This is a genomic window from Xenorhabdus sp. PR6a (assembly GCF_028599065.1).
GTDB lineage: Bacteria > Pseudomonadota > Gammaproteobacteria > Enterobacterales > Enterobacteriaceae > Xenorhabdus > Xenorhabdus doucetiae.
The window spans coordinates 26541-40003 of sequence record NZ_JAQRFJ010000004.1 but is presented as its reverse complement, the minus strand read 5'-3'; the positions used below and the strand labels follow the sequence as shown (position 1 = coordinate 40003).

Below are 13463 nucleotides of genomic sequence, written 5' to 3'. Positions count from 1 at the left end.
GGCATCGTTTAAAAGAATCACGGCTTTATTTTCCATGTTTATCTCTCCGTTGTCATGGTAATCATGTTAATATCCCAGTATCAAAAATGCTTTTTGTGATGTTTACGATGATATTTCTTAAAAGTAACTGCGATATTATTATCACAGTTCTTGATGTTTAATGGGTTGCTTAAATAATACTTATTTTGACTCCCATTGAGATGTGTTATTTATTTTCCAATAATCAATAGAGTCTCTGTTTAAGTCTATTTTACCATCTGGGTATTCAACTCTGGATGGTTCTCCGCCTCTAGGTATAATAATTTTAGTGATTTTTGATTCATCTAATTTTGGATTGTAGTAAATATATCCATTCATTTTTTTTGATAGAAAAATTGTTGAGCCTCCTTCTCCATTGGGTTTAATAAAAAATATTCTTTTATATTTCCCTTTAACTTCTTCATGAACGGGATAAAGTATAGAAGTATAGTTTATAGTGTTATTTGGTTTATCTTGATTGGTTTTTTTATTTTTTTTGTCTTCTGTGTTTTTTATATGAAATACGGCCATTTCTCCTGTGCTAATCTGAATGTTTTTATCAATAATTTTTTTTTCATTATACTCAAGTCCTATTTTAATTGTACTTAGCTTCCAGTCACACCACCCCCTTCCATTAATAGGGATTTTTGTTTCTAATTTATCATTTTTATTAGGTTTTATGTCCCATTTAATCTCTCTTGTTCTATATTTCCTTCCGTTAGGAAGGAAGTCTGAATCTAATTGTATTGTTGAACATTTGCTAGAAAAATACTCCGCCAAAATTCTTGGCTCAGTATTATGTGAAGAAAAACTTGATATTATAACATATTGACCATTGTATTGTGGGTTAATTGGAAAATATTTATCGATTTGAGAATCGATTACCTCGCCACATCCTGATAAGAATGGAGTAATTGTAGTAATAAAAATAAACTTTACTTTATTCATATCAATTAACTCTTATTAAATTTTTCGTTGTATGCAAAATAAGCAATCGCCCGCTTCCCTGACTCATTTTTTTGACTAAAAGATAGTCGCGAGCCAATTTGTTGCTCTAGTTTTAAAAAATATTGATAATTTAAATACTCCTCTTTCAATTCATTTCTTTGTTTATTTATCTTATCTTTAAAATTTCGCATCTTTTCCTTATAAAGTATGTTGTTCTCAGGAATGCATAATGAAACGAGCTTTTCTTTTATAAAATCCATATAAACCCCACTAAAATGATGAAGTATATTATTTGAGTTTGATTTATTGGGTTGTTTATGATTTGGAAAGAAATTTTCGATTGCAGAATCGTTTGGTAATAATGATGGAACTAAATAGAAATTAAATTCTATTTTTTTTTGGGTGTTTATTGGAGAAATAAGATTTGCAGTGGAGCCGTATATAACCTCTCCTTTATATAAATGGACGGTTTTTCCTTGATGTAAAAATAAATCATTTGTTTTTATTTTATCAAGTCTAGTAGTTACCATTGCTGCGGGTGTCAAACCCATTGTGATTGGCAACAGAGATGTTACTATGGCAGACTGTGGAAGACTCAATGCTTCTATAGCATATCCCATGGAATCCCAACCATTTTCAAAGTAATAATTATTCATATCTTTTTCGAAAGGTACACCAGGAACTAAATCATTTCGATTTATATGGCGATAATGAATGATGTCCTGAATTTCCATTATTGCACTATAAGTGAACACTCTGGGCATGCCATAGGTATATAAACATGGATTGTATTCTTTTAATTGTACGCTATGAATTAATGCCAGTGCACCACCTAAGCTATGACCACAAATAAAGACTTTTCTCCCTTCGATTATTTTTTCTATCTCATTAAAAACACTATTACTTTCTGTGGTTGTTTTTTCTACCCCAGCCCAAAAAGCTTTCCAAAAACCATCATGCACCCTACCTTTTCCAATGAAATCACTGGGTAGTTTAGTCGGTTTAAAATTTAAGTCAGTGATAACAGCATCAGTCAAACTAGCCGTACCTCGCCAACTGATAATCAAATCCTTGTTATTCGCGATATAAAACATTTGTGTATCTAAATTATCGCCAGTATCTATAAATTCAACACGGGTATAACGTTCGCGGAAAGGTGCATCATACACAATGGGCTGAAAATCCTTTTTTTCAATTCTGTTAGGTAAACGGGATAAGTCGAGAAGTTGCTCTTTAAAGAAATGAAAGATAGAACCACTGTATTCTTTTGTTTCCTTATTACCATTATCTTCTGCATTGGCATAAACCAATACTGACATTAGCCCCTGATTATATGCATTCACCAGTGAATACTCTTTTTGATGGTGCAATAACAGAATCCAAACCCGGAAAGGACAAACTTCCAATACCCAACGAGTATCAACAAATGCGGCTTTAAATCCGAGGAATTTACTATCTGGAAAGTGATATTTGGGAAGTTCTTCTTCATTCCATTCATCAATTTTGGGAGCTTTATCACAAAGATCCCCAATTTTAATATAGCGATAGAAATGGCCTTGTGTTCTGGCTTTGGGTTTTACTTTTGAACCTAGCGGCCCACGTGCTGTTCTTAAGGGTCTAAATTCCATTTCATCAGTGAGTTTCTGTGCGTCAATCCAAAGTCTCATTGGTGTTGGTGGTAGGTTTTCCTCTCGCAATAGTCCCTCACCATTAGTAACACCTGTACGGATATCTTTTTTATTCCCCATACTTTTCAACTTATAAGGCATCCCTGCCAGCGGTTCTCCCTGTTCATCCACCAGCTGAAATTCAACCCAGTGTTTCAGTATCTTTTGGCAATCAATGCAATCCGTCGGTTCTAACTGACTCATTCTTTTCTTCCTTAATTAAACTTAAATTTTTTTGTTCAGTGCAATCTGTTGGTTATCTGTAATAAAGTGTTCAACAGTGAGTTTGTTCAGGCTATGTTTTTCATCTCTCGCCTGTTTCAGCCAAGCCACAAGGTTGCTCTGCAATTGCCCTTCCGGTTCATCCAGTTTGAGTGCCAGGTCAGCATTATTTTCCCAAAGTTGGCAACTTAAGGTATAAGCCAGATTATTGAGGGTTGTATTGGTTGAGTAACGGGCTTCAATCAAGTGATCACCCAACACAAATAAATTCTCTGCCAGTTCCTGAAGGCAATTTTCTGGCCGGTAATAGCAACACGGGGCAGGCGTATCTATCATCAGTTCATTGACCGGAGTTAAGAGTTCACGTCAGTCACCCGGTTGCAGGGCAGGCAGCAGGGGCGTGAAAATACGGTTATCCATCAAACGTAAAACCACGACACGGCCACGCAGCAATACTTGCTGATGCAAACGCCAGTGTTCTAACTGGAATGACCAGGGTAATGTGCTGCGGTATCCCCAACCCCAACTGGCATCGCTGAATTCGTGTTTATCCAGCAGTAAAGCCAGTTCCGGTAAACACTTTGCTTTGGGTTTAATCAGCCACGGGCTTTGTGCCAGCAGGTCGTTCATCGGGGTGCCGCTGTAGAGTGGGAACGCTTCTTCAATCCAGTCATTGGCGTAAAAAAGCTGAACAGGGTTGGGGTTTGCCAGACTGTTGACCAAAAAATAACAATCGCCCCTGTCTTGGTGTGACAGCCATGTTTTCCAATCCGTATATTCCATCATGCTTCTTCTGCTCCCGTGATAATCCAGTTTTCTTCTTGCTGTGCGAGAATGGCACAGGCCGGTTTGGCGGCAAATTTGACCTCCGGCAACGGTTCTACCCCTTCTGGTAGTAGCAAAGAAAGCTCTCGACCACTGCCTGCCGAACCCTGTCCGACACTTATCGGCGAAGACAAGATCCCACCCGGTGTCACTTTCAGAAAACTGCCACCGACTTTCAGCGTAATTTCGGATGCCGCTTCCAGCACCACTTTGCCGCCGCTTTTCAGGTGAATTTCCTGCCCGCTGTCAATCACGGTGGCATCACCGGTCTGGGTATGCTGGCTGCCGGCAATCCGGTGGGAAACATCGCCTTCAGTGGTGATTTTGCGTGAGCCGGCCACCTGATAATGGTCATCGGCACGGATGTCGTGATAACGGTTGTTATCGATACGTTGTTTCTGGTCGTGTTTGATATGCCAGAGGGCATCGTTTTCGATATGAGCCGTAAAATCTTTCTGGCCGTGGAGATAAACCTCTTCACTGCCTTTCGCATCCTCAAAGCGCAGTTCGTTAAAGCCTTTGCCTTTATGGGTTTTGGTCTTGAAGGTGGTGCGGGTTTTCTCGGCCGGTAAATCCAGCGGCGGACGGTTCAGGCCGTTGTAGACACAGCCGGTGACAATCGGGCGGTCAATATCGCCGTTGAGGTAAGAGATAATGACTTCCTGCCCGATACGGGGTATCGCCATAAAGCCAAAGCCGTTGCCGTTCCAGCCCTGTGCGACGCGAACCCAGCAGGAAGCGCCGTCATCCGGCTGGTCATAGCGGTTCCAGTGGAAATGCACTTTGATGGCACCGTCCTTATTGACGAAGATTTCTTCCCCGTCAGGCCCGACCACTATTGCCGTTTCATCGCCATCGGCCAGTGGCTTGTAATGGAACGGCGGACGCCAGTCAGCCAGACCGTCAATAAAGCTGAACTGGTTGGTCAGCGTGGTGCCATCACCGCGGTTATCACCCAGCGCCTGTGGGCAGCGGCCGTGGTGGCTGATACCGACAATCTGCCAGCGGGCATTCAGGGGCGTATGCGGGTGATTTTTAATCTCAAAGATTTTGCCCGGCATCAGTTTGATGCAGTTACTGTTGCCGCTGCCGGTCTTTTTTTGGTTATCCAGTGCTTCATGGCGGTATTTGAGAAACGGTTTGGCGGCGGCATCTTTCTGAAAACGCCCGTAGCTTTCAAACACGGTATAAGGCGTCTGGCTGCCGAAATCGCGAAAGCCTTCACTGCTGGTCATATGGGAGAGGTGATAACGCGGGTTGTCGTAGTTAAAGTCTTTGTGGAGACTGCGTTGCGGGCTCATCCCGACGCCTAATCGCACCTGATAAATCGTATCTGTCCCGTGGGTGGTTTCCGGCTGCGGGCTGTAGGTCAGTGGCAGGCCGGCGGTCATCCCCAGATGGCTGTCGCTGAAAAACAGCGTTTCATCCTCAAACCAGAAACTGATACCCTCTTCGGCCGCCAGCCGGCTGAAAAACCCATAATCGGATTCCCGTTTCTGGGTGACGTATTCGCGATCCTGATGGAGATCATAGAGCTTCGAATCTGCCCGTACCCGGTGTTTTTTCAGCAAACTATTTAAGATGGCAGGCACATTTTGTTGATGGAAAATCCGGCTCTCCTGATTGAGCGTCAACCGCCAGAGGGCGGGGCGCACGGTCATACTATACAGAGTTTTATTGCCGTCGGTGCCGGCCCAGTCGGCGTGGGAGATAATGCCGGTGATTTTGCGCTGCACCTGTTCCCCGTGAAAGATTTGCAGTACCGCTTCCTGCATCAGTAAGGCGGTTAAATCCACCTCGTCTAACGGCCTGAACGGATTCAGGGCATGAGTTTTGACCAGTGTCAGGTTCAGGGTAAACAACTCCGATACCCCTTCCTGCAAGGAAAACTCCCCCACGCTGAACGTGTTTTCGGGCAACCCCGCGACCTGAAACGTAAACCGTAACCCACTTTTGGCGGCAGGTAGCCGGTCGGTGAGATTTTTCATCATGGTTTGTTGTACTCCTTATTATGATGGTTTGATGGCTTACATATCTCTGCGTGTTCCGTAGACTTCCTTAAATGCCCACAAGACGCCGCTGTTGTCTGAGGTATAAACCTCCAGCCTGACGAAGGTGGATTGGTTGACAAAGCACGCCATGGCTTCATGGATTAACCGGCAGAAGCGGTACATTTCCCCCTGATTGCGGTAACAGTCGGGGTTAAGCGTGATTGACACTAAATGCCCGCGAACCGGTTTGCCGCGTTTCAGGCGGTCGGTCAGGCGCTCTTCCACATGGACAATGCCGTCAATGTGCTGATGGATCTGACGGCTCAATGGGCGGTTGAGATCGGCGTAAGGGTCAAACAGGCGGAGGACATTTTTCAGGCTGTCGGTGGCAAATAACAACACCGGCGGGCTGGCGAGGGAGGAGAGCAGCGGCCAGCCGGCATTGCCCTGTAACAGGGGTGGGTAATCGGTTAAAACCGGAATCATATTGTGCACGCTGAGATGGGCTGGGGAACCTTCCTGCGTTACGGTAATAGTGCCTGCTCCCAGCGTCATTGCCTGTTCATAGTAACCCCAAAAATTACCGGTGACGGTGAGGAGGGGCAAGCGCTCAGCCGGTTTGCCGGCCAGGTCAAAAAAATGCAGCCGGTACGTGAGCCTGCCCAGTAAATCACGCTCACTCTGGAGCAGATAGTAGAATGTACCAGGCTCTCCCTCTTCCGCCAGCCAGGGGGCTGACGGCGTAAACTGGTCAATGGGCAGATAGCGGTAAGGTGCACCACGCGGCTGCCCTTCATCGGGTTGCCTGGCTACCTGGATATCGCGCAGGCGAAACAACTGGACGGACTCAGCAAGGGGCAGGGGATAACGATCCTCCTCCTCACTCAGCGGCAGGGGAAGGCTGGTCAGGGTTTCCAGATGAATGGCCGGCACACAGCCAAGTGTAAAGGCATCGTCGACATGATCCAGCGGCAACTCACCTTCAAAACGAAAAACCAGTTCAAAGGTGCCGTCGGCATTTAACGGGACTTCACGGCAACTGTCGCGGATATCCACCGTCATAAAGTTATACAGCTGGGGTAGCGCATCATATTCCAGCAGTAATTGCAGGCCGGTATAGGTGCGATTTTCCGTCGGCAGGATAGGGGTATCGAACAGGTTATGCCAGCCATAAGGGAAATCACGCAGTTTTCGGTGTTCTCCCTGGGTTCTCAGGCTCATCTCACAGATATGATTATCCAGCCACAGGCTTAATTGCGCCGCCCGTTCGCTGTCTGTGCCGAGGAAAAAAGTGAGTGGCCCGCTTTGCCAGACGGAAGATGCGGCGCCTGTCTGGCAAAGCGTCAGCACGATCTCACTGTGGGTGCCAGTTTTATTCACCGCTCTGTCCCGCACAATAAGGGGTTCGATATGCAAAGGTCGGCAGGTTTTAAAGGTGAGCAACTGCCCGTTAACCTCAGCGGAAACCGGCGTGCCGGCCGGAATATCGGCGGTGCCCTGATGCTCCCCGTCAGTGGGATAAAACTGCATGATGGTGGTGGGCGGGATGGGACTTAAGGCTAACGGCCAGATGCGGGACAGAATACCGTGGGTGATTTCGGGAAAATCATCCTCCAGCTTATCCCGTAAGTTAGAAACCAGCAGCGCAAACGCTTCAAAGAGACGTTCAATATCGGGGTCACGGGGCGTATCCAGAAACCCCGTCAGATGGGGTGATGTCAGTGCTACCTGCTGCGCCAATTCCCGCAGGTAGATCAGTTCTTGCAGGTACAGAGATTCCTTGTTGTTTTTCATTTGTAATTATCTAATGTATTGATGGGTAATTAATCGGTACATTGTGAACAAAGTTTAAATAAAATCAATAAAATACAAATAAATGTGATTTTTTGCTCTCATTTATTGATTTTAAATATTGATTAAATTCAGGTTTTTTATGATTGGAGGGGGAAGTCTTAATCGCAGCAAATAAAAAGCGGCATGGATTCGTGCCGCCTTGATGATTTTCAGTTGAGATAGGTAAATGCGGTGGTGACACGTTTTACGCCGCTGGTTTCGCTGGCGATTTTCGCAGCGGCAGCCCCCTCTTGTTGTGTGACGATGCCAAACAAAAAGACTTCACCATCTTCTGTCACCACTTTGATGCTGGATGATTTCACGGCATCACTGGTTAAAATTTGGGAGCGTACTTTGGTCGTCAGCCAAGTATCCGCGGAGGCCGTGGCTAATGTGACGGGATTGCCCCGACGGATCTCATTATAGACCACCTCGGTGCCTTCAACTTTTGCAGCAATCTGTTTTGCCCGTTCAGCCAGAGCCGTATTCGGGCTTTGCCCCGTTAAAAGCACTTTGCCTTGATACACCGTCACGACCACACGGGCTTGAGCCTTAATGTGTGGATCTTTACTGATGGCATTGCTGATACGCGCTTCCAGCGTGGTATCGTCAACTTGTTGCCCGACAGTTCGCGGATCTGAGCCGGCTTTTGTGGCAATCGCAGCGGAACCTACGACGGCGGCACCAATACACCCTTGCAATAGCATTGCACTGAAAAAGACCAATAATAGAGAAAATAACCGCATAAGTTGGCTCCTTATTCATCCTGATGAGGGAATAACGTGTTGTCGATTAAGTCGCACAGGCAGTTGATCGTCAACATATGAACTTCTTGGATCCTGACGCTGTGATGTGAGGGAATGCGTATCTCAACATCCTGAGGGCCAAGTAAACCTGCCAGTTCACCGCCATCATAGCCTGTCAGCGCGACAATCGTCATATCACGTGTGACTGCTGCTTCCACCGCTTTGATGATATCCCGACTGTTGCCATGGGTCGAAATGGCAAGCAGGACGTCTCCGGTATGTCCCAATGCCCTGACTTGCTTGGCGTAGATTTCGTCAGGCTGTTTACTATTGGCGATAGCAGTGACGACTACATTATCAGCATTCAACGACAGAGCAGGCAGGCTTGGCCGATCGGTTTCAAAGCGATTGATCATGCTGGCGGCAAAACGTTGTGCGGTTGCGGCAGATCCACCGTTACCACAGCAAAGAATTTTGTTGCCGTTCAGCAGTGATTGCACCATCATCATTGCTGCGCGTGATATGGCATCGGGTAATGCTTCTGCTGCTGCAATTTGAGTTTGAATACTTTCTGTAAAGCAGACTTTAATTCTATCCAGCACGTTATGACCTATGTATATTGGAATTATTGAGTTAGCGAGAAAATTGAGCACCTAGCGAAATAGGCGCTCATTCAGCGTGAAGGCGTTTTTCAGCCATTCAAATTTCTGTCCTGTTATGACACAAACATCGAAGCGGCATGGTGCCGTTTCCAGGCATTCATTGCGTTGGGACAGCCAGACAGCTGCTGTATACAAGAGCTTTCTGCGCTTACTTTGGGTAATTGTAGCAATGGCTCCACCATATTGGGCATTCCGGCGGAAACGGACTTCAACAAAGACCCATGTTTGTCTATCACGCATAATCAGATCGATTTCCCCGCCACGAATTTTCACATTCTCAGCAACGAAGACAAGCCCCTGTTTTTGCAAAAACAGTTTAGCCTGATGCTCATAATGGCGCCCCAGCGCATAATGGTTGTTCGTTGGTTTTTTCATCCTGAAATGACCATGATATTTTTGATCATGATACTTTTGATCATGATACTTTTAAGCATGATACTTTTAAGCATAGAGAATAATCACAGAGAATGATTCACCTCATCGGGATTATCCCCTTGCCCTGTATTATTAATATCAATGCCGTCGGTATTTTCTGTGTTATCGGTACCTTCTGGATTATTGGTATTGTCAGCGCCATTCGCCTTGTCAGTACGATTGTCGAGAGTGATGCGGGCATGATTGAATTGCATCCAAGGCAACTGACGCAAGATAGTGCAGTTATCCACCACGGATAGCTCTCCTGAAGCACCGTTCAGGTGGAATCCCGTCTCTTGCTGCATTTGCGTAAATTGATTGGCCAGTGACCATGCATCAATGCCCATGGCATAGAGGCGCATCAGAGAATAATCATTGGCAAATTTTTGGGCTGCTTGCTGCATTAATGGCACATTGATACCGGTTAGCAATGGGATGTCGCTAAATTGCATACCATCCATCTCCAGGCGGAAATCAGGGCCTGAGCCAGATTTATTACTGCGCGAACTGGCGTAGAGAGTGGGTTTTTTACGGGTGCTGATTGCCATATCGATCATGGGTTTGATGATTGTCAGTTCATCTGCTGTTGCGACAATGTAAACGGCATCGACAGGGCCTGTGGCTGAACTGGCGGCAATCACTGGCGTACCAGACAAGCGAATGCCAATGCCACGATTCATGGATTGCCGCATTTCATTCGGCGTGCCAAAAGTCTGTTGCAATACCGTCTGTCCCCCCAATGTTTGCCATTCTTGCGCAAAGGCGTTGGCAACTCGGGTGCCTAGTTCAGTGCGAGGGATCAACACCAAGGGGTTACTCTTTTGCTGTTGCCAGATATGTATGGCCGCATTTTTCGCCTCATCCTCTGGAGAGAGTGAGAAATAACAAATATTCGGCTGTCTTTGCGGTGTATCGAGTTCATTGAGCGCCAGAATATTTAATGGCGTTTCAATTTGAGCCAACTGTTCCACATTGGGTTTCAGTAATGGCCCAACAACCAAAGTAACACCATCTTGTTTAGCCTGTTCCAGTAGTTCGGTCAGTGGCTGGCTACTGGTATCGTAGACTTTTACTGTCTGAACGTTGATAGCGGTATCATTAATCTCGGTATTTTCGGGGTTGGCCGATGGCTCGGCGTTAAGCGCTTCATTTGTATCGGTCGCATTGGTTGGCAATGATGATTCTGGCAACGAGGGATTTGGTAGCGATGGGTTGGGTAACGCCGGTTTTGGTAATCCTTTTTGTGCATCAAGGAAACCTTGACGAATCGCGTCACCAAATATTTTCGCCTGACCGTTCAAAGGCAAAAATAACCCAATGGTCGCATGGCTGTCTTTGCCTGCTTGCAGCATTTGTTGCAGGGCAGCAGGTAAACGGTGGGCAGCAGGATTGTTGGGATAACGGATTTGCCAGTCATGGATTGCCAGACGCAGCTTATCGAGATCCTGTTTATTAGACTGCTGTTTATTAGACTGATAGATATTGAGTAAATCAAGCCAGCCCTGCAACGTGTATTCATTGGCATTAATCACCAATTCACTCATTTGCTGTGGGGAGAGTTGTGTCAGTAATTGCCAGGTCTCATCGAGGTTTTTTTGACGGGCAGCGTCGTTTGTTGCGTAAGATTCCAGTGCGATATAAGCACGGATAACCGCCAACGAGGGTTGATTGTGTGCTGCGTCAATAATGGCCTGGTAGCGGTTAATCTCTGCGCTGATATTATCCTGAGGCGCAGAAGTGGGTTGCCCTTGCTGTTTGGGCATGGTACACCCTGCAATAATCATAGCTGACAGCAGTGCTGTATAGATTAAACCAGTTTTGAAATGCACAAAAATTGAGGGAAGCATACTGTATCCAGTGATGTTTTTTTCAAAGATGCTCAATTTTAAATCGGTCATTCGGATGAAACAATGAATCAAACCAATCGAGCAGTGGTTACGACATCCACGCTGTATGTTGTGCCAACCCCTATTGGAAATTTGGGGGATATGACTCAGCGCGCTCTTGAAGTGCTTAAACATGTCGATCTGATTGCAGCAGAAGATACGCGACACACTGGCTTGTTGCTTCAACATTTTGCCATTAATGCGCGCATGTTCGCACTTCACGATCATAATGAACAGCAGAAAGCAGATCAATTGCTTACGAAACTCGAACAAGGGGCAAGCATCGCATTGGTGTCTGATGCGGGGACACCGTTGATCAACGATCCGGGTTATCACTTGGTTCGCCGTTGCCGTGAAGCCGGTATCAATGTGGTTCCATTGCCCGGCCCTTGTGCGGCAATCACCGCACTGTCTGCTGCCGGCTTGCCTTCCGATCGCTTTTGTTATGAAGGTTTTTTGCCTGCTAAAAGTAAGGGACGTCAGGATACCTTGCGTGAATTGGCACAAGAGCCTCGAACGCTGATTTTCTACGAATCAACACATCGCCTGTTGGACAGTTTAGAAGATATTGTCACAGTGTGGGGCACCGATCGCTATGTTGTGTTGGCGCGGGAATTGACCAAGACGTGGGAATCGATTCAAGGGATGCCCGCAGGTGAACTGCTGGCATGGGTCAGGGAAGATGAAACCCGCCGTCGGGGCGAAATGGTGCTGATTGTGGAAGGGTATCGTAAACCCGCCGAGGATAGCTTGCCACCGGAAGCCTTGCGGACATTGGCCGTGCTGCAAAAGGAATTGCCATTGAAAAAAGCGGCGGCATTGGCGGCAGAGATCCACGGCGTAAAGAAAAATGCCCTGTATCGTTATTCTCTCGATAAAAACCAGTCGCTCGATCAAAACACGGCCTTGGATCAAATTGAAGAAGACGCTTAAAACACCTATACATTGGATAGTAAACCTCTTATAATCCGCGCCGGAGTTGACCAGACAGTCGCTGCTTTATTGCTCTTTCGGGAGACGTAAAGGGGAGGAAAGTCCGGGCTCCATAGGGCAGGGTGCCAGATAACGTCTGGGAGGTGAAAGCCTACGACCAGTGCAACAGAGAGCAAACCGCCGATGGCCCGGTTTTGTTTGCAAAAACAAATTTGGGATCAGGTAAGGGTGAAAGGGTGCGGTAAGAGCGCACCGCGCGATTGGTAACAGTTCGTGGCACGGTAAACTCCACCCGGAGCAAGACCAAATAGGGGTTCATAGGGTACGGCCCGTACCGAACCCGGGTAGGTTGCTTGAGCCAGTGCGCAAGTGCTGGCCTAGATGAATGGCTGTCCAAGACAGAACCCGGCTTATCGGTCAACTTCACAAATTTAGCCCTATAGAGCAGATGGCTTTATAGGGCTTATTTCTTTTTATTTGGCAGCAAACGGTTTGGCAGTAAAAGGAATTAGGCGAAAAAGGCATTAATCCGCCAAATCAATCAATAATCCGCGAAATGGCGTTTCCGCTTGTAATATCACTTTTTGCTCTTCCTGAATAAATACCCCATCCCCGCATTTTATTTTTACGTTGTTGTTTTTGTGACCCGCAGTGATTGCGTTTCCGCTAATGGATTGCAGGTAAGCATGTTTGCCGCGTAAAGCCAAAATCTGGCTGCTATGGGGATTAAGTACGAGATAGCTTATCCAGACTTGCTGACGCAGAGACATGCTATTGTTTTCTGACGTCGGAGAAGCCAGTAATGTGAGCGGCTTATCTGGCAGTACCTTGCGCTGTAATGGCTGTGTTTCTTGCTGAGGACAGGCATTGAGCCAGAGTTGCAGCCGAGTCAGTGGCATCGTGTCACTGGTATTGTGCTCACTGTAACGAATTCCCTGACGGGCAGAAAACAGCAAGCAATCCCCCTGCCGTGCATGAACGTGATTGCCTTCACTGTCCCGATATTGGGCTTCTCCTTGCAAGATAATATTCAGGACATCAACATGAGGGTAAGATTTGGGTTGGAATTCGGCTTTGGGGGCTAAAACTTCCTGATTAAGCACCCGCAGCGCTCGGTAGTTCAAAAATTTTGGGTCAAAATAGTGACCAAATGAAAAAGTATAGCGAGCCTGTAGCCAGCCATAATCCGCTTTTCCGCATTGATTTGCTGTTCTCGTTATTATCATGCCTGTTATCTCTTTTTAACCATAGATCTATGACCCTCGATCTTAATTATCTGGACGTTGAAATGTTAGCCAGTTAATCTGGTGACTATATT

At 46.2% G+C, this 13463-nt stretch carries 12 protein-coding genes and 1 other RNA gene; 2 read left to right on the top strand and 11 right to left on the bottom strand.

Annotation, left to right across the window (positions count from 1 at the left end):
• Nucleotides 1–180: 180 nt before the first annotated feature.
• The 10 genes from PSI15_RS02025 to PSI15_RS01980 form a co-directional block, all read right to left on the bottom strand.
• The gene (locus tag PSI15_RS02025) at nucleotides 181–966 is read right to left on the bottom strand and encodes a hypothetical protein (RefSeq protein WP_273582087.1); all 786 of its coding nucleotides are present in this window, start codon (nucleotides 964–966) and stop codon (nucleotides 181–183) included.
• 5 nt (nucleotides 967–971) lie between these two features.
• The gene (locus PSI15_RS02020; RefSeq protein WP_273582086.1) at nucleotides 972–2837 is read right to left on the bottom strand and encodes a lipase family protein; all 1866 of its coding nucleotides are present in this window, start codon (nucleotides 2835–2837) and stop codon (nucleotides 972–974) included.
• Between the two features lie 21 nt (nucleotides 2838–2858).
• Nucleotides 2859–3191, bottom strand: coding sequence for a hypothetical protein (locus PSI15_RS02015; protein WP_273582085.1), 333 nt, complete (start codon nucleotides 3189–3191; stop codon nucleotides 2859–2861).
• A gap of 30 nt (nucleotides 3192–3221) precedes the next feature.
• Nucleotides 3222–3641, bottom strand: coding sequence for a DUF4123 domain-containing protein (locus PSI15_RS02010; RefSeq protein ID WP_273582084.1), 420 nt, complete (start codon nucleotides 3639–3641; stop codon nucleotides 3222–3224).
• Nucleotides 3638–5671: a type VI secretion system Vgr family protein gene (locus tag PSI15_RS02005; RefSeq protein WP_273582083.1), complete on the bottom strand. Its 2034-nt coding sequence runs from the start codon at nucleotides 5669–5671 to the stop codon at nucleotides 3638–3640. The genes PSI15_RS02010 and PSI15_RS02005 overlap by 4 nt, the downstream gene beginning before the upstream one ends.
• Before the next feature lie 36 nt (nucleotides 5672–5707).
• Nucleotides 5708–7465, bottom strand: coding sequence for a type VI secretion system baseplate subunit TssF (locus PSI15_RS02000; protein ID WP_273582082.1), 1758 nt, complete (start codon nucleotides 7463–7465; stop codon nucleotides 5708–5710).
• Between the two features lie 209 nt (nucleotides 7466–7674).
• Nucleotides 7675–8250 (bottom strand): division/outer membrane stress-associated lipid-binding lipoprotein, encoded by a 576-nt coding sequence (dolP, locus tag PSI15_RS01995; protein ID WP_273582081.1) that lies wholly within the window; start codon nucleotides 8248–8250, stop codon nucleotides 7675–7677.
• A gap of 11 nt (nucleotides 8251–8261) precedes the next feature.
• Entirely contained in the window at nucleotides 8262–8852 is a 591-nt protein-coding gene (gene diaA / locus PSI15_RS01990; RefSeq protein WP_273552405.1) for a DnaA initiator-associating protein DiaA, read from the bottom strand.
• A gap of 51 nt (nucleotides 8853–8903) precedes the next feature.
• On the bottom strand, nucleotides 8904–9287 hold the full coding sequence (locus PSI15_RS01985; protein ID WP_273582080.1) for a YraN family protein: 384 nt from the start codon (nucleotides 9285–9287) through the stop codon (nucleotides 8904–8906).
• An 83-nt stretch (nucleotides 9288–9370) separates the two neighbouring features.
• Nucleotides 9371–11173, bottom strand: a complete 1803-nt coding sequence (locus PSI15_RS01980; protein WP_273582079.1) for a penicillin-binding protein activator — start codon at nucleotides 11171–11173, stop codon at nucleotides 9371–9373.
• Between the two features lie 63 nt (nucleotides 11174–11236).
• On the opposite strand from PSI15_RS01980, the gene rsmI reads away from it, so the two are divergent.
• Both rsmI and rnpB read left to right on the top strand, forming a co-directional pair.
• A complete protein-coding gene (gene rsmI, locus PSI15_RS01975; protein ID WP_273582078.1) occupies nucleotides 11237–12145 on the top strand; it encodes a 16S rRNA (cytidine(1402)-2'-O)-methyltransferase in 909 nt (302 codons plus the stop codon).
• 42 nt (nucleotides 12146–12187) lie between these two features.
• Nucleotides 12188–12574, top strand: an RNA gene (gene rnpB, locus PSI15_RS01970) — RNase P RNA component class A.
• Nucleotides 12575–12669: 95 nt separating this feature from the next.
• Here the strand turns inward: rnpB and PSI15_RS01965 are convergent.
• Entirely contained in the window at nucleotides 12670–13371 is a 702-nt protein-coding gene (locus PSI15_RS01965; RefSeq protein WP_273582077.1) for a pirin family protein, read from the bottom strand.
• Nucleotides 13372–13463: the final 92 nt, after the last annotated feature.

Coding starts and splice junctions, on each gene's coding strand:
- PSI15_RS02025 (WP_273582087.1), bottom strand. CDS start 966: ATGAATAAAGTAAAGTTTATTTTTATTACTACAATTACTCCATTCTTA.
- PSI15_RS01985 (WP_273582080.1), bottom strand. CDS start 9,287: ATGAAAAAACCAACGAACAACCATTATGCGCTGGGGCGCCATTATGAG.
- PSI15_RS02000 (WP_273582082.1), bottom strand. CDS start 7,465: ATGAAAAACAACAAGGAATCTCTGTACCTGCAAGAACTGATCTACCTG.
- dolP (WP_273582081.1), bottom strand. CDS start 8,250: ATGCGGTTATTTTCTCTATTATTGGTCTTTTTCAGTGCAATGCTATTG.
- PSI15_RS01980 (WP_273582079.1), bottom strand. CDS start 11,173: ATGCTTCCCTCAATTTTTGTGCATTTCAAAACTGGTTTAATCTATACA.
- PSI15_RS02010 (WP_273582084.1), bottom strand. CDS start 3,641: ATGATGGAATATACGGATTGGAAAACATGGCTGTCACACCAAGACAGG.
- PSI15_RS01965 (WP_273582077.1), bottom strand. CDS start 13,371: ATGATAATAACGAGAACAGCAAATCAATGCGGAAAAGCGGATTATGGC.
- PSI15_RS02020 (WP_273582086.1), bottom strand. CDS start 2,837: ATGAGTCAGTTAGAACCGACGGATTGCATTGATTGCCAAAAGATACTG.
- PSI15_RS02015 (WP_273582085.1), bottom strand. CDS start 3,191: ATGATAGATACGCCTGCCCCGTGTTGCTATTACCGGCCAGAAAATTGC.
- rsmI (WP_273582078.1), top strand. CDS start 11,237: ATGAATCAAACCAATCGAGCAGTGGTTACGACATCCACGCTGTATGTT.
- PSI15_RS02005 (WP_273582083.1), bottom strand. CDS start 5,671: ATGATGAAAAATCTCACCGACCGGCTACCTGCCGCCAAAAGTGGGTTA.